At 70.5% G+C, this 16,578-nt stretch carries 11 protein-coding genes; 5 read left to right on the forward strand and 6 right to left on the reverse strand.

Going from position 1 to position 16,578, the window contains the following annotated elements:
• Positions 1–176 precede the first annotated feature (176 nt).
• From ligA to QRN40_RS17160, 4 genes are read right to left on the reverse strand one after another with little or no spacing between them, the layout of a single operon-like run.
• The gene (gene ligA / locus QRN40_RS17145; RefSeq protein WP_285117119.1) at positions 177–2,435 is read right to left on the reverse strand and encodes an NAD-dependent DNA ligase LigA; all 2,259 of its coding nucleotides are present in this window, start codon (positions 2,433–2,435) and stop codon (positions 177–179) included.
• A gap of 9 nt (positions 2,436–2,444) precedes the next feature.
• Entirely contained in the window at positions 2,445–3,134 is a 690-nt protein-coding gene (locus tag QRN40_RS17150) for a YrhK family protein (RefSeq protein WP_285117120.1), read from the reverse strand.
• Between the two features lie 43 nt (positions 3,135–3,177).
• Entirely contained in the window at positions 3,178–4,278 is a 1,101-nt protein-coding gene (mnmA, locus tag QRN40_RS17155; RefSeq protein ID WP_285117121.1) for a tRNA 2-thiouridine(34) synthase MnmA, read from the reverse strand.
• A 45-nt stretch (positions 4,279–4,323) separates the two neighbouring features.
• Positions 4,324–5,514, reverse strand: coding sequence for a cysteine desulfurase family protein (locus QRN40_RS17160; RefSeq protein ID WP_285117122.1), 1,191 nt, complete (start codon positions 5,512–5,514; stop codon positions 4,324–4,326).
• Between the two features lie 48 nt (positions 5,515–5,562).
• Between QRN40_RS17160 and glgX the strand changes: the two genes are divergently transcribed.
• From glgX to QRN40_RS17175, 3 genes are read left to right on the forward strand one after another with little or no spacing between them, the layout of a single operon-like run.
• A complete protein-coding gene (gene glgX, locus QRN40_RS17165; RefSeq protein ID WP_285117123.1) occupies positions 5,563–7,674 on the forward strand; it encodes a glycogen debranching protein GlgX in 2,112 nt (703 codons plus the stop codon).
• Positions 7,674–8,162 (forward strand): Cys-tRNA(Pro) deacylase, encoded by a 489-nt coding sequence (gene ybaK / locus QRN40_RS17170; protein ID WP_285117125.1) that lies wholly within the window; start codon positions 7,674–7,676, stop codon positions 8,160–8,162. Before glgX ends, ybaK begins: the two co-directional genes overlap by 1 nt.
• 7 nt (positions 8,163–8,169) lie before the next feature.
• Complete coding sequence (locus QRN40_RS17175; protein WP_285117127.1) at positions 8,170–8,655, forward strand: GNAT family N-acetyltransferase; 486 nt, start codon at positions 8,170–8,172, stop codon at positions 8,653–8,655.
• Positions 8,656–8,677: 22 nt separating this feature from the next.
• On the opposite strand, the gene glgP is transcribed toward QRN40_RS17175, so the two are convergent.
• Positions 8,678–11,248, reverse strand: coding sequence for an alpha-glucan family phosphorylase (glgP, locus tag QRN40_RS17180; protein ID WP_285117128.1), 2,571 nt, complete (start codon positions 11,246–11,248; stop codon positions 8,678–8,680).
• A 163-nt stretch (positions 11,249–11,411) separates the two neighbouring features.
• On the opposite strand from glgP, the gene QRN40_RS17185 reads away from it, so the two are divergent.
• Both QRN40_RS17185 and glgB read left to right on the forward strand, forming a co-directional pair.
• The gene (locus tag QRN40_RS17185; protein WP_285117129.1) at positions 11,412–13,439 is read left to right on the forward strand and encodes an alpha-1,4-glucan--maltose-1-phosphate maltosyltransferase; all 2,028 of its coding nucleotides are present in this window, start codon (positions 11,412–11,414) and stop codon (positions 13,437–13,439) included.
• Positions 13,440–13,469: 30 nt separating this feature from the next.
• Positions 13,470–15,677, forward strand: a complete 2,208-nt coding sequence (gene glgB, locus QRN40_RS17190) for a 1,4-alpha-glucan branching protein GlgB (RefSeq protein ID WP_285117131.1) — start codon at positions 13,470–13,472, stop codon at positions 15,675–15,677.
• 50 nt (positions 15,678–15,727) lie between these two features.
• Here the strand turns inward: glgB and QRN40_RS17195 are convergent, their stop codons facing one another.
• Entirely contained in the window at positions 15,728–16,513 is a 786-nt protein-coding gene (locus tag QRN40_RS17195; RefSeq protein ID WP_285117132.1) for an SDR family oxidoreductase, read from the reverse strand.
• Between the last annotated feature and the right edge of the window lie 65 nt (positions 16,514–16,578).

The following is a 16,578-nucleotide window of genomic DNA, read 5'->3' on the forward strand; positions in this document are numbered from 1 at the left end:
GCCGACCAGCACTCCGTCCGGGTCCCTCCGAGAGCGAGCGAGCTAAGCCCTTGCAGTGCGCTCGAGCGAGCGCACTCCTCGACTCTACCCATGAATGGGTGGTGGACGGCAAGTCGTTCTACCCCCGATTCAGGGGGAGAATTCGCATACTGTCCGTGCGAAGGGGGACCGGAAAATCACGTTTCGAGGGCGGCCGGCCCCTCTTCGACCAGAATCTTGAACTGAGCCGCGTCGAGGATGCGGAGGCCGAGCTCTTCGGCCTTGGCCAGCTTCGAGCCGGCACCCGGGCCTGCGGCCACGAAGTCCGTCTTCTTCGAGACGCTGGATGCCGCCTTGCCGCCCGCGGCGATGATCGCCTCCTGCGCCCCCTCGCGCGTGTATCCCTCGAGCGACCCCGTGGCGACGACCGTGAGTCCGGCGAGGACTCCCCCGGCTTCGTCGGCCTGGCCCGGACCCTGATGCCCCGGGGTGGAGAACTGGACGCCGTCGGCCGCCCACCGCTCGATGATCTCGCGGTGCCAGTCGACCTCGAACCACGCGAGCACCGCGTCCGCGATGATGCCGCCAACGCCGTCCACCCCCGCCAACTCGTCGCGGGAGGCCGAGCGGATCGCGTCGAGCGAGCCGAAGTGGTTGGCGAGGGCACGCGCCGCGACCGGGCCGACGTGCCGGATGTTCAACGCGACGAGGATGCGCCACAGCGGCTTGTCGCGAGCGGCCAGCAGGTTGCTCAGCAGCTCGGTCGCGTTCTTCGACGGCACGTACTGTTCGTCGCCGTCGAACTGCTCCGCGTTCGGGTCGTGCGGGCCGTCCTTCTTCAGGCGCCGGCGGCGGAACGGGGTGTCTACCTTTTCGGTCCCGGCATCCGTCAATTTCGGCAGTCCGGTCTCGGAATCGCGGACCACGACCTCGATCGGGAACAGATCGCGCAGCGTCAGCCCGAAGAGGCCCGCCTCCGTGGGGAGCGGCGGGCGCTCGGGGAAGCGCGGCTGGGTGAGCGCCGCGGCTGCGACCTCACCGAGCGCTTCGATGTCGAGCGCTCCACGGGAACCGATGTGCTCGACGCGGCCGCGCACCTGCGCCGGGCAGAACTCGGCGTTGGGGCAGCGCAGGTCGATGTCGCCCTCCTTCGCGGGCGCCAGCTTCGTGCCGCACTCGGGGCAGTTCTCCGGCATGACGAACTCGCGTTCGGTGCCGTCGCGCAGCTCCACGACCGGGCCGAGGACCTCGGGGATGACATCCCCCGCCTTGCGCAGCACCACGGTGTCGCCGATGAGAACGCCCTTCGCCTTCACCACCTCCTGGTTGTGCAGCGTGGCCTGGCGCACCTCCGAGCCGGCGACGCGGACCTTCTCCATGACGGCGAACGGAGTGGCCCGGCCGGTGCGGCCGACGCTCACGACGATATCGAGCAGCTTGGTGTTCACCTGCTCCGGCGGGTACTTGTACGCGATGGCCCAGCGGGGCGCGCGGCTCGTCGCACCGAGTTCGTCGTGGAGGGCGAGCTCGTCCACCTTGATCACGATGCCGTCGATCTCGTGCTCGACCGCACCGCGGTGCGCGCCGTAGTACTCGATGAACTCGTCGACCTTCTTCACGTCGTCGACGACGCGGTAGTGCGTGGAGGTCGGCAGCCCCCACTCCTTCAGCAGGTCGTACATTTTCGACTGCGCGTCGACGGGCGGGTTGTGCCAGGCGCCGATGCCGTGAACCAGCATGTGGAGGCGTCGCAGCCGGTCGCGCATCAGTTCGAGCTGCGCCGCGTTCTTGCCCTCGGCCTTCTGCCGAAGCGAGCCGCTGGCGGCGTTCCGGGCGTTGGCGAACACGCGCTCGCCCGCTTCCTGCTGGTGCGCATTCAGCTCTTCGAACTCGGCGACCGGGAAGAACACTTCGCCGCGGACCTCCACCAGCGCCGGCGGCCGGTCGGTGGCGAGCCGTCCCGGGATGGCGGGGATCGAGCGGATGTTCTCCGTCACGTCCTCCCCCACCACGCCGTCGCCGCGGGTCGCGGCCGAGGCGAGCACGCCGTTCTCGTAACGGAGATTGATCGCGAGCCCGTCGATCTTGAGCTCGCAGAGGTAGTCGACGCGACGCCCGGCATCGCGCTCGACGCGCGCGGCCCAGGCTTCGAACTCCTCGATCGAGAACACGTTGTCGAGGCTGAGCATCCGCTCGGCGTGCTCCACCGGCGCGAACAGCGTGGTCTGCGCCCGGCCGCCGACCGTCTGCGTCGGGCTGTCCTGCGACTGGAGTTCGGGATGCAGCCGCTCGAGTTCTTCGAGCCGCCGCATCATGCGGTCGTACTCCTCGTCGCTCACGAGCACCGTGTCGCGCTCGTAGTAGGCGTCGCGCAGCTCGAGGATGCGCGTCGTCAGCTGCTGCGCCTCGGCTCGTTCATCCGCGAGCTGGTCGTCCGTCGTCGTCTCGATCGCCACTCCCCCAGCTTAATCGCGACCTCCGACGCTCCCGGCTGACGCCGTGGGGTCCGACCGTCGCCGTCCGCGGACGCGCACCGGCACCGACCTCCGGCTGAGCACCGCCGCGACGAAGAAGCACGCGGCCCCGAGGAACGTCCCGGCGTTCGCCCAGAACAGGTTCACCAGGTCGCCCGTCGCGGGGATCGTGTACGCGCCCACCGCGGACAGGCCGAACAGGACCGAGCCGATCAGGTTCAGCCATGTGCCGTGCCAGGTCCGCGCACGCGGATCCCAGAGCCGCTCCCGGTCCACCGTCGCGCGCACGGCGAGGGCGCTCGCCACGAGGAAGCAGATCGAGCCGAGGGCGTCGGGGCGCCAGCCGTTCCCCACCCGCGCGCTGCTGTTCGCCGCCACGATGAGCGCCTCCGTCGTGCTGACGTTGAAGAACAGGGTGCCCGCGAACTGCACGGCGGCCGCCCACCAGTCGTACAGATCCGCCCGCTCGGCCCCGCCGCGGGGCGGCCGTCGTCCGCTCAGAAGGAGCTGGATGAGCGCCGCCGCCGTGAAGAAGATCGCGCCGACGAAGAACGTGAGGTTGGTGATGACGTCGCCGACCGCGACCTGGTAGGCAGGGACGGCTCCCACCACGAAGAAGAGCGAGCCGATGGCGAAACCCCAGGCCTCACGCCGGAGTCGGACGGCACGCTCTGCGGTCATGTCGGGAGCCTAGAGCTCCGGAGGCCCGCTCGGCACTCCCCGATCAGACCGGGACGGCGGAGACCGTGCGGTCGATCGTGGTCTGGCCGAGCACGCGCGTGCCGACGTACACGACGGCCGTCTGCCCCGGGGCGACTCCGTTGAGGGGCACGTCCGGCCGGATCACGAGCTCGCCGCCGGTGACGGAGGCGATGGCCGGGACGGGATCGGCGTGGGCGCGGATCTGAACCTCGCAGGCGAAAGGCGTCGCCGGGTCGACCGGCGCGAGCCCGGCCCAGGTGAACCGCGACCCCGCGATCTCGGCGATGTCGAGCGCTTCGCGCGGTCCCACGACGACCTCGTTCTCCTTCGGTCGCACCTCCAGCACGAAGCGCGGGCGGCCGTCCGGCGACGGATAGCCGACGTTGAGGCCCTTGCGCTGCCCGACCGTGTAGGCGTGAGCGCCTTCGTGCGAGCCGAGACGGTTGCCCTCACGGTCGACGATGTCGCCCGTCGCGGTCCCGACGCGCTCGGCCAGCCAGCCGCGGGTGTCGCCGTCCGGGATGAAGCAGATGTCGTGCGAGTCCGGCTTGTTCGCGACGCTCAGCCCGCGTGCGGCCGCCTCTGCCCGGACCTCCGCCTTCGACGGTGTCGCACCGAGCGGGAACATCGCGTGGGCCAGCTGCTCGGCGGTGAGCACGCCCAGCACGTAGGACTGGTCCTTCGCCCACGCGCTCGCGCGGTGCAGCTCGCGGTTGCCCTGGTCGTCCGTGACGATGGCCGCATAGTGACCCGTGCAGACGGCGTCGAAGCCCAGGTCGAGCGCCTTCTCGAGCAGCGCCGCGAACTTGATGCGCTCGTTGCAGCGCATGCACGGGTTGGGGGTGCGTCCGGCGCTGTACTCGGCGATGAAGTCGTCCACCACATCCAGCTTGAAGCGCTCGGAGAAGTCCCACACGTAGTAGGGGATGCCGATGATGTTGGCCGCGCGCTGCGCATCCATCGAGTCCTCGATCGTGCAGCAGCCGCGGCTGCCGGTGCGCAGCGTGCCGGGCATGCGCGAGAGCGCCAGGTGCACCCCGACCACGTCGTGCCCCGCCTCGACGGCACGCGCCGCCGCCACTGCGGAGTCGACACCACCGCTCATCGCCGCCAGAACCTTCACCCGCCGATTCTACCCGGGACCGCGACGGGCTCCGCCGGGTCGCCGTCAGCCCAGGCGCGTCGCCCGCTCCGCGAGGCCCGCGCGAGCCGCCTGCTCGTACGCCGCCGGGAGCGCCGCGAGCAGCGCATCCACGTCGGCCTCGGTGGAGGTGCGGCCGAGCGTGAACCGGAGCGCCCCGCGCGCGTCCTGCTCGCTGCGGCCCATGGCCAGCAGCACGTGCGACGGCTCCGGGATGCCCGCCTGGCAGGCGGACCCGGTCGAGACGGACACGCCGGCCATGTCGAGCAGGAAGAGCAGCGAATCCCCCTGCGCTCCGGGAAAGGTGAAGTGCGCGTTGGAGGCGACCCTCTCCTCGGGCCGAGACGCGGGCGATGGCTCCGGCCCGCTCAGGACGGCGGCCGGAACGGCCTCCCGCACCCCGCGGATGAGCCGATCGCGCAGCGCGGACAGCCGCGCCGCTTCGGCCTCCCGCTCCGCCTCGGCGAGCCGGGCCGCGACCGCGAACGAGACCGCGGCCGCCACATCCTGCGTCCCGCTGCGCACCTGCCGCTGCTGCCCTCCGCCGTGGATCAGCGGCACGACGGTGGATGCGCGGCTCAGCACAAGCGCCCCGATGCCGACCGGGCCACCGATCTTGTGGGCCGAGACGCTGAGCGCGTCCACGCCGAGGGTCCGGAAGTCGAGCGGCAGATGCCCGTACGCGGCGACCGCGTCGACATGGACCGGCACCCCGGCATCGCGCGCTGCTGCGGCGAGCGCACCCACCGGCTGCATGGTCCCGACCTCGTTGTTGACCGCGAGGAAGGTGAGCAGCGCGATGTCGTCTCCGGTGAGCGAAGGCGGCACGACGATGCGCCCCTCGCGGTCGAGCGCGAGCCAGGACGCCTCCGCCCCTTCTGCGCGCACCAGCCACTCGACCGTGTCGACCGTCGCATGGTGCTCGCCTCCGGGAACGAGGATGCGCGGCCGCGGGGTGCGGGCGTTGCGCGCCCAGTACATCCCCTTGATGGCCAGGTTGATCGCCTCGGTCCCGCCGGAGGTGAACACGACCTCGATCGGGTCGGCTCCGAGCGTCTGGGCGACGGTCTCGCGCGCCTCCTCGAGCATCCGTTTCGCCTGCTGGCCCTGGCTGTGGATGCTGGAGGGGTTGCCGACGACGCCCATGGCCTCGGTGTAGGCGGCGATCGCCTCCGGGCGCATCGGCGTGGTGGCGGCGTGGTCCAGGTAGACCGGCACGGTGCCCTCCGCAACTCGTGTCCAGCGTGTGTCACTACTCTAGATCGCATGACCTCGACCGATCCCTTGCGCAACCTGGGCATTCACGTCGGGCCGCAGGGAGGAGAGCTGAGGGTGTTCTCGGCGAGCGCCGACGCCATGGAGCTGTGCCTGTTCGACCAGCACGACCCGAACTGGCTCGTGAAGACGGTCCCGATGACACGGGACGTCAACAACGTCTGGGTGGGCCGCACGCGCTCGCTCACCGTGGGCACCAGCTACGCCGTGCGCGCCTCCGGCCCGACCGCTCCGGGCAACATGTTCGATCCCGAGGCGCTGCTGCTCGACCCCTACGCCCGCGGACTCGCGCGGGTCGGTACCGACGGCTGGCGCTCGGTGGTGGTCGCCGACGGCTTCGACTGGGGCGAGGCACGGAAGCCGAACACGCCGCTGGACCACACCGTGATCTACGAAGCGCACGTCAAGGGCATCAGCCGGCAGAACCCGTCCGTTCCGGAGGAGTTGCGCGGCAGCTATGCGGGACTCGCGCACGAGTCGACGATCGGCTACCTGAAGGACCTCGGCGTGACCGCCGTCGAGCTGCTGCCCGTCCATGCCTTCGTCTCCGAGCAGCGTCTGCTGCAGGAGGGCCTGACGAACTACTGGGGCTACAACACCCTCAACTTCTTCACCCCGCACGGTCCGTACGCGTCGCGCGCGGCGCAGGCTGCCGGGCCGGAGGCGATCCTCGCCGAGTTCAAGGGCATGGTGAAGCTGCTGCACCTGGCCGGCATCGAGGTCATCCTCGACGTCGTCTACAACCACACGGCCGAGGAGGGCATCGGCGGCCCGCGCACGAGCTTCCGCGGGATCGACAACGCCACCTACTACCGGCACGACGAGACCGGCGCCTATGTCGACGTGACCGGATGCGGCAACACGGTTGACTTCGGCAATCCCGTCCCGCAGCGGCTCGTGCTCGACTCGCTCCGCTACTGGGCGAACGAGATGCAGATCGACGGTTTCCGTTTCGACCTGGCGGCCACGCTCGGGCGCGGGACGGACGCTTCGTTCCATCGCGACCATCCGCTCCTGATCGCCGCGCAGTCCGACCCTGCGCTGCAGGGGGTCAAGCTGATCGCCGAGCCGTGGGATGTGGGGCTCGGCGGCTGGCAGACCGGCAACTTCCCCGGCCCGACGGCGGATGCGGCCGGCTGGTCCGAGTGGAACGACCGCTACCGCGACCGGGTGCGCAACTTCTGGTTGGCCGACATCGCCGACGCCCGCCGCAACGGCCAGGCTCCGGTCGGGATCGGCGGCTTCGCCACCCGGCTCGCCGGCTCGTCCAACACCTTCTCGCCCGAGCGCGGACCTCTGGCCTCGGTCAACTTCGTCACCGCGCACGACGGCTTCACGATGGCCGACCTGACGGCGTACGACGTCAAGCACAATCTCGGCAACGGCGAGAACAACCACGACGGAACCGACAACAACCGGTCGTTCAACCACGGCGTCGAAGGACCGACGGTGGATGAGGCGATCCTGCTGACCCGGGCGAAGGCGCTCCGCAACCTGATGGGCACGCTGCTGCTCTCGGCAGGCGTCCCGATGATCACGGCGGGCGACGAGTACGGCCGCAGTCAGCGCGGCAACAACAACGCCTACTGCCAGGACAGCGAGCTCACCTGGCTGAGCTGGCTGCGCACCCGTGAGCAGCGGGAGCTGTACGACACCACCAAGCGCCTGCTGCAGTTGCGCCGCGAGAATCCCGCCCTGCGGCCGAGCCGCTACGCCGTCGACGGCCAGACCACGCCGAACGCCAGCCACATGGACTGGTACGACGCGACCGGCCAGCGGATGGACGACGAGGACTGGAACTCCCCCGAGAACCGCACGCTGCAGTACCTGGCGGCCTCGACTCCGGTGCAGGAGCAGTTCAATCGTGTGCTCCTCATCGTGCACGGTGTGGAGGACGACGTGGAGGTGTCCCTTCCCGCGGCACCGGGAGTCACTTCCTACCAGCTGCTCTGGGACTCGGCGACCGAGGTGCCCATCCCCGAGGATGCGACGGAGTTCGCCCCGGGGTCGACCCGGCTGATCGGCGGCACGTCCATGCAGCTGTACCGCGCGAACGGACCACGGGTGGAGGCTGCGGCGGCCCCCGAGGAGGCGACCGCCTGATGGCGCGCCAGAAGGCCGCGGCAGGGACTCCGGCGACGGTCGCTCTGAGCGCAGCGGGCATCTCGTTCACGGCGCACCCGTACGAGCACGACCCGGCCGCCCCGTCGTTCGGGCTGGAGGCGGCGGAAGCCCTCGGCGTCGAGCCCGACCGGGTGTTCAAGACCCTGCTCGCCGACACCGACCTCGGTCTGGTGGTCGGCGTCGTCCCCGTCACCGGGATGCTCGACCTGAAGGCCCTGGCGGCCGCCGTCGGTGCGAAGCGCGCCACGATGGCCGACCCCGCCGTCGCCGAGCGGCGCACCGGCTACGTCGTCGGCGGCATCAGCCCGATCGGCCAGAAGACGCAGCACGTGACCGTCGTCGACGAGACGGCGCAACTGTTCGCCACGGTGTTCGTCTCCGGCGGCAAGCGCGGCTTCGACATCGAGCTGTCGCCCGACGACCTCGTCACCACCACGGGCGGAAGTTTCGCCCCGATCGCGAAGTGAGCAGCGGATGGCCGAGCTGACCGTGCGCAGAGCCACCGTGGCGGATGCGGCCGCGATCGCCCGTGTGCACGTCGCCGCCTGGCGGGAGGCCTACGCCGGACGGATGCCCGACGAGTTCCTGGCCGGGCTCGACGAGGACACACGCGCCCAGGGGTGGACGACCATCCTCGAACGCGGAGAGACCGACGCCTTCGTGGCGGAGTCGGACGGCGACGTCGTCGGGTGGGCGACCGCCGGCGCCGGCCGCGACGAGCACGCCCCGCGGCCGCGTGAGCTCGAGGGCATCTACCTGCTCGCGAGCGCGTACGGCTCCGGAGCGGGCCAGCGGCTCCTCGACGCGGCCATCGCCGACTCCCCCGCCTATCTCTGGGTCATGGACGGCAACCCGCGCGCCGAGGCCTTCTACCGCCGCAACGGCTTCACCCGCGACGGGGAGACGTCGGCGCACACGATCGGGACGACGCTCATCCCGATCGTGCGCATGACGCGCTGACGTCCTGACCCGCCCACGCCGGTCAGGACGCGACGGTCACCAGCCCCAGTTCCGCGGGCGTGAGCAGCAGGTCGTTGACCGGCACCACGCGCACCGTGTAGCCGAACGACCCCGCCCAGTCGAGGCGGATCGTGCCGACGAACTCGTGCGCGACCGACGCGTCGTGCGAACCGGGGATGCCGGAGTCGACGGCGAGCGACTGTCGGTGGATGTCCGTCAGGTCGTCCCCCTCCTGACTGCGGCCGTAGACGACCTGCACCGCCACATCCTGAGGTGAGAGCCCGTTGAGCTGGACCAGCGCCCGCACGTGCAGCTCGTCGCCGACCTGCGGCGAGTCGTCGATGCCTCCGGCGTCGACGTGCGTGACGGCCACGCCGGGCCATGCGGCCGCGACGCGGGCCTTCCAGTCGGCCAGTGCCCGCGCGGCGGCGTAGTCGTCCGCGCTCAGGCGGTTCTCGTAGGTCGCTGCGGGCACGTAGAGACGCTCGACGTACTCGCGCACCATCCGCTCCGCCGACAGCGGGGACGAGAGCGTCGCCAGCGTGTGCCGGATGCGGGAGACCCAGGCGGTCGGCACGTCGTCGACGTCGCGCTCGTAGAAGCGCGGTGCGATCTGGTGCTCGATCAGGTCGTACATCGCCTCCGCCTCGAGCGCGTCGCGCTCGGCGCCGTCTCCGGCGGCGTCGGCGGACGGAATCGCCCAGCCGTTCTCGCCGTCGTAGAACTCGTTCCACCAGCCGTCGAGGATGGACAGGTTGAGCGCGCCGTTGAGCGCCGCCTTCATGCCCGAGGTGCCGCACGCCTCGAGCGGGCGGAGCGGGTTGTTCAGCCAGACGTCCGTCCCGGGGTAGAGCAGCTGCGCCATCCCGATGTCGTAGTCGGGCAGGAACACCATCCGCTGCCGGATGTCGGCCTCGGATGCGAACTGCACCAGCTTCTGGATGAGCCGCTTTCCCTCGTCGTCGGCCGGGTGCGACTTGCCCGCGATCACGAACTGCACCGGCCGCTTCGGGTCGGTCAGGATGCGGCGCAGCCGGTCCGGGTCGTGGAGCATCAGCGTGAGGCGCTTGTAGGTCGGCACGCGGCGGGCGAAGCCGATGGTGAGCACGTTCGGGTCGAGCAGCCCGTCCATCCACGCGGGGGCGATCCCGCCCGGGTTCTGGTCCTCCCACGCGGTCTCCAGGCGGCGGCGGGCGTCCTGCACGAGTTGCTCGCGCATCCGGTTGCGGACGCCCCACAGGTCGAGGTCGCTGACCGCGGAGGCGTTGCCCCAGTCGGCGTGGGTGGTGTCCTCCGTGCCCAGTCGCTCCAGCGCGAGCGCGCGCAGCATCGGGTCGGTCCAGGTCGGCGCGTGGACGCCGTTGGTGACCGAGTCGATCGGCACCTCCTGCGGGTCGAAGCCCGGGAACAGGCCGTTGAACATGTGGCGGGAGACGTCGCCGTGCAGCTGGGACACGCCGTTCGCGTGCTGACCCAGCCGCAGGCCCATCACGGCCATGTTGAAGACGTCGGGCGACCCGGCCGAGTCCTCGGCGCCGAGCGGGAGCACCTGGTCGGCGGTGACGCCTGGGAGCAGCGAGGTGGAGAAGTACCGCTGGACCAGCGGTCGGTCGAACCGGTCGATGCCCGCGGGCACAGGGGTGTGCGTCGTGAACACGGTGCCGGCGCGCACGACCTGCCGTGCCTGGTCGAAGGTCAGCCCCTCGCCGATCAGGTCCGAGATGCGCTCCAGCCCGAGGAAGCCGGCGTGGCCCTCGTTGGTGTGGAACACCTCCGCCTCGGGTGCGCCCGTCAGCTCGGTCCACGCCTTGACCGCGCGGACGCCGCCGATGCCGAGCAGCAGCTCCTGCAGCAGTCGGTGCTCTCCCCCGCCGCCGTACAGACGGTCGGTGACCGAGCGCAGGCGCTCCTCGTTGTCGGGGATGTCGGTGTCGAGCAGCAGGAGCGTGACGCGGCCGACGGCGGCCTGCCAGACGCGGGCGTGCAGCACGCCATCCGGCAGGGCCAGCGAGATCTGCACCGGCGTGCCGTCCGGATTGCGCAGCACGCTCAGCGGCAGCCCGTCCGGGTCGAGGGACGGGTAGCTCTCGAGCTGCCAGCCGTCCGGGGTGATCGCCTGCGAGAAGTAGCCGGACCGGTAGAACAGCCCGGCGGCGATCAGCGGCACCCCGAGGTCGCTCGCCGCCTTCAGGTGGTCTCCGGCGAGGATTCCGAGGCCGCCCGAGTACTGCGGGAGCGTCGCCGCGATACCGAACTCCGGGGAGAAGTACGCGATCGTCTTGGGCGCCTCCCCGTCGAGGGACTGGTACCAGCGCGGCTCGCTGAGGTACGAGCGGAGGTCGTCACGGATGTGGTTCGCCCAGTCGACATACCCCTGGTCGGCGGCCAGCTCGGCCAGTCGGGACGGGGCGACGGCGCCGAGGAGCGCTATGGGGTCGTGTCTGACCTGCTGCCACAATTCGGGCGAGATTCGGGCGAACAACTCCTTGGTGGGCTCATGCCAGGACCAGCGGAGGTTGCCGGCGATCTCCTCCAATGCGGAGAGGTTCTCGGGGAGGACGGCTCGGACGGTGAATCTACGGATGGCCTTCACCCGGTCAACACTAAAGCAGCCTCATGACGCGCGGGTTAATGAGTGTACGGTCGGGGGCGTGGTGAAGAACGCAGCGACCAGGTCAGCAGCCGCCGCGACAGAGGCGGCCACGGTGAAGCCGCCCGCCAGGAGCGGCACAGCGGGAGGAACGAAGAGCGGGACGATGCCGCTGGAAACGGCGCCGTCCGAGACGGGTGCGTACGAGCCCCTGCTCACGCGCATCCCGATCCTCCAGCTCTCCCCCCAGGTAGACGAAGGCCTCTGGCCGGCGATCGCGTACAGCGGCGAGGTCATCCCCTTCGGGGCGACCGCGTTCCGCGAGGGGCACGACAAGATCGGCGTCGACCTCGTCCTGCTCGACCCCGCCGGGCAGCAGACCGAGCACCACATGCACCCGGGAGCCCCCGGCACCGACCGGTGGGAGGTGGAGGTGCAGCTCGAGCAGACCGGCCTCTGGCGCTACCGGGTCCAGGCGTACGCCGACGAGTACGCGACCTGGCTGCACAACGCCGAGGTGAAGGTGCCCGCGGGCATCGACGTCGAGCTCATGCTCACGATGGGCCACGACCTGCTCGTGCGCGCATCCAAGGACAAGCGCCGCAGCACCGCGGAGCGCCGCCACCTCTCCGAGGCGGCGAAGGTCGTCGCGGACACGAAGCGGCCGGTGGAGGAGCGTTTCCAGGCCGCGATCGACGGCCGCATCCAGCAGGTGCTCACCGAGCGGCCGGTCGTCAGCCTGCCGTCGCTGTCCGCCACGCGCTCCATCCAGGTCGAGCGGACCCGCGCCGGTGTCGGCAGCTGGTACGAGTTCTTCCCGCGATCGGAGGGCGCCAAGAAGCGTGCAGACGGTTCGTGGCAGTCCGGCACCTTCCGCACGGCGGCCAAGCGGCTGCCGGAGATCGCGGCGATGGGCTTCGACGTCGTGTACCTGCCGCCGATCCACCCGATCGGCCGCACCTTCCGCAAGGGACCGAACAACACCCTCGAGGCCGGCGAGAACGACCCCGGCTCGCCGTGGGCCATCGGCAGCGCCGAGGGCGGTCACGACGCCATCCACCCCGACCTCGGCACCGAGAAGGACTTCACGTTCTTCCTGGGCAAGGCGAAGCAGGCCGGGCTCGAGGTCGCTCTCGACCTCGCGCTGCAGGCCTCCCCCGATCACCCGTGGGTGACGCAGCACCCGGAATGGTTCACCACGCTCCCCGACGGCACCATCGCGTACGCCGAGAACCCGCCGAAGAAGTACCAGGACATCTATCCGATCAACTTCGACAACGACTACGAGGGCCTCCGCCAGGAGGTGCTGCGCATCGTCCGGCACTGGATGTCGCTGGGCGTCCGCATCTTCCGCGTCGACAACCCGCACACCAAGCCGCTGCACTTCTGGGAGTGGCTCATCCACACGGTCAACCAGACCGATCCCGACGTGGTGTTCCTGGCCGAGGCGTTCACCCGCCCGGCCGTGCTGCGGACGCTCGCCAAGGCCGGCTTCCAGCAGTCGTACACGTACTTCACGTGGCGGAACACGAAGGAGGAGCTGGAGGAGTTCCTGTACTCGCTCTCGCACGAGACGGCCGACTACCTGCGGCCGAACCTGTTCGTGAACACGCCGGACATCCTCACCGAGTACCTGCAGTTCGGGGGCCCCGCGGCCTTCAAGGTCCGCGCCGCCATCGCCGCGACCGCGGCTCCCACCTGGGGCGTCTACTCGGGCTACGAGCTGTTCGAGAACGTCGCGCGCCCGGGCGCCGAGGAGTACATCGACAACGAGAAGTTCGAGTACCGCCCCCGCGACTACGCCCGCGCGCAGTCGCAGGGACGCTCGCTCGCCGGCTACCTGACGATGCTCAACAGCGCGCGCAGCGAGCACCCCGCTCTGCGGCAGCTGCGCAACCTGCACATCCACAGCAGCGACGACGACAGCACGCTCGTCTATTCCAAGTACCTGGACGGGCGCTTCACCCGCAGCGGCAAGGCCGACGCCGTCATCGTGGTCGCCAATGTCGACCCGCACTCCGTGCGCGAGACGACCGTGCACCTGGATGTGGCGGCGTTCGGCATCCCGTACGGCGCGCTGTTCGAAGTGAAGGACCGCGTGACCGGACAGCGCTGGACCTGGGGCGCCGACGACTACGTCCGCCTGGATGCGTTCACCGAGCCCGTCCACATCCTGTCCGTCCGCCCGCTCTGACCGCCGACCGACAACCCGAGGAGTAGAACCATGTCCCCGATCCCCGAAGGTGCCGCCGCCGTCGACCTGCCCGCACTGGACGACACCGTGCTCGCGACCATCGCGACCGGCAGCTACCACGACCCGCACGCGATCCTCGGACAGCACCAGGTGTCCGCGCCCGGTGTCGCAGACCCCGTCACGGTCATCCGTGCGCTGCGCCCTCTCGCGACGCAGGTCTTCGCGGTCCTGTCGAACGGCGCGCACGTCGAGCTCGCCCACGCCGGCCACGGCGTCTGGCAGGGCATCGACATCGTCGGTCCCGGCGCCTACCTGATCGAGGCGCGCTACGAGGACGGCAGCGTCTGGACCTCCGACGACCCGTACCGCTTCCTCCCCACGATCGGGCAGCTCGACCTGCACCTGATCGCGGAGGGCCGCCATGAGACGCTCTGGACCGCGCTCGGCGCGCACGTCCGCGACCTCGGCGGCGTCACCGGCACCGCCTTCACCGTGTGGGCGCCGCACGCGCGCGCCGTGCGCGTGGTCGGCGACTTCAACGGGTGGGACGGCACCCTCCACTCCATGCGCAACATGGGTGCGTCGGGCGTCTGGGAGCTGTTCGTGCCCGGCCTCGGCGAGGGCGAGATCTACAAGTACGACCTGCTGGCGCAGGACGGCCGGTGGGTGCGCAAGATCGACCCGCTCGCGCAGCTGGCCGAGACGCCGCCGGCGACCGCCTCCCGCATCACCGTCAGCCGCCACGACTGGGCGGACGACGAGTGGATGCGCGGCCGCGCCGAGACGGACCCGCACGCGGGTCCGATGAGCGTCTACGAGCTGCACTTCGCCTCTTGGCGCCCGGGACTCGGTTACCGCGAGGCCGCCGACGAGCTGATCGACTACATCGGCGCCCTCGGGTACACGCACGTCGAGTTCCTGCCGCTGGCCGAGCACCCCTTCGGCGGTTCGTGGGGCTATCAGGTGACCGGCTACTACGCGCCGACCAGCCGCTTCGGCAACCCCGACGACCTCAAGTACCTGATCGACCGGCTGCACCAGGCGGGCATCGGCGTCATCCTCGACTGGGTGCCCGGGCACTTCCCGAAGGACGACTGGGCGCTCGCCCGCTTCGACGGCCAGCCTCTGTACGAGCACGCGGACCCGCGCCGCGGCGAGCACAAGGACTGGGGAACGTACATCTTCGACTACGGCAACTCGCAGGTCCGGAACTTCCTGGTCGCCAACGCGCTGTACTGGCTCGAGGAGTTCCACGTCGACGGCCTGCGCGTCGACGCCGTCGCCTCGATGCTGTACCTCGACTACTCGCGCAAGGACGGCGAGTGGGAGCCCAACATCCACGGTGGCCGAGAGAACCTGGAGGCGATGGGCTTCCTGCAGGAGGTCACCGCGACCGCGTACAAGCGCAACCCGGGCACGGTGATGATCGCCGAGGAGTCGACCAGCTACCCCGGCGTCACCGCACCGACCTCCTCGGGCGGCCTCGGCTTCGGCCTGAAGTGGAACATGGGGTGGATGCACGACGCCCTCCAGTACATTCACGAGGACCCGATGTACCGCAGCTACCACCACAGCGAGATCACGTTCTCGTTCGTGTATGCGTGGAGCGAGAACTTCCTCCTGCCGATCAGCCACGACGAGGTCGTGCACGGCAAGGGCTCCCTGCTCACGAAGATGCCCGGCGACCACTGGCAGCAGCTCGCGAACGTGCGCGCCTTCCTGGCATTCATGTGGGCGCATCCCGGCAAGCAGCTGCTGTTCATGGGCCAGGAGTTCGGGCAGCCGTCGGAGTGGAGCGAGGAGCGCGGCCTCGACTGGTGGATCCTCGACCAGCCGGCGCACCAGGGCCTCTGGAACCTGGTGGCGCAGCTGAACGCGGTCTACCGCGAGCATCCCCAGCTGTGGGCCCACGACAACGACCCGGCCGGCTTCGAGTGGATCGACGGATCGGATGCGCAGGGCAACGTCCTCGCCTTCCTGCGGAAGGACGGCCAGGGCGACCCGATCGCCGTCGTGTTCAACTTCTCCGGGGCGCCCCACAACGACTACCGCGTCGGCCTGCCGTTCGCGGGCGAGTGGGAGGAACTCCTCAACACCGACGCCGAGGCGTACGGCGGCTCGGGCGTGGGCAACCTCGGTTCGGTCACCGCTGTCGACGAGCCGTGGATGGGGCGCCCGGCGTCCGCCGTGCTGACCCTGCCGCCGCTCGGCGCGCTGTGGCTCAAGCCGAAGCGCTGAACCGCCGGCTGCGCTGAGCTGTCGGATGCGCTGAACCGCCGGCTGCGGCGTCAGGCTCCTGAGTCGAGCCAGGCGCCGTAGCCGACTCCGTCGACGGCGTGCTCGGGCACCAGGTTGCGGCCTGCGCGCCACGTCGACCCCAGCGCGCCGCCCAGGCGGATGGGCAGGATGTACCTGCGGCTTCCGGTCGCCTTCTTGCGCTGCTCCGCGAGCGCACGGGCGGACTCCACGCGAGGTCCCCCGACCTGGATGATGCCGTCCGGCTCCCCCGCTCCCTCGGCCGCATCCATCAGCACCGCCGCCACGTCGGCGATGGCGATCGGCTGGAACCGCGTCCCGGTGGGCGACAGGAGCGCGCCGAACGGCCGCCCCCGGTCGAAGATGGCGGTCACGAAGTCGTGGAACTGCGTCGCGCGGACCACCCGCGTGTCCAGCGCGGAGTCGAGGTAGACGCGCTCCTGCGCCGCCTTGGCGCGATAGTACGGGTAGGCGGACCGATCGGCCCCGACGATCGACAGCAGTACCGCCCGGCTGACGCCGAAACGGGCCGCCGTGTGCACCAGATTCCGGGCCCCGGTCGTGAAGACGTGGGAGGCCTGCTTCCCCATGGCGTTGCTGGTGTCGATGACGACCTCGGCGCCGTCGACGGCCTCCTCCAGCCCGTCACCTGTGACCAGATCCGCCGTCACGTACGTCGCTCCGGTCACATACTGCGCGGAGTCGTCGTCCGGGACGCGGCGCGCGGCCACCACCACATCGTGGCCTCGTTCGATCGCTTCGGCGGCCACGGCACGACCGGCGAGGCCTGTGCCTCCGACGACGAGCACACGGGACATGCGCGATCACTCCCTGGGGATGAGGGCTGCGCGATGGTGAGGCGGGCGGCCGCTGGGCCGTGGGC

This window comes from Leifsonia sp. fls2-241-R2A-40a (genome assembly GCF_030209575.1).
In the GTDB taxonomy this organism is placed as follows: Bacteria; Actinomycetota; Actinomycetes; order Actinomycetales; family Microbacteriaceae; genus Leifsonia.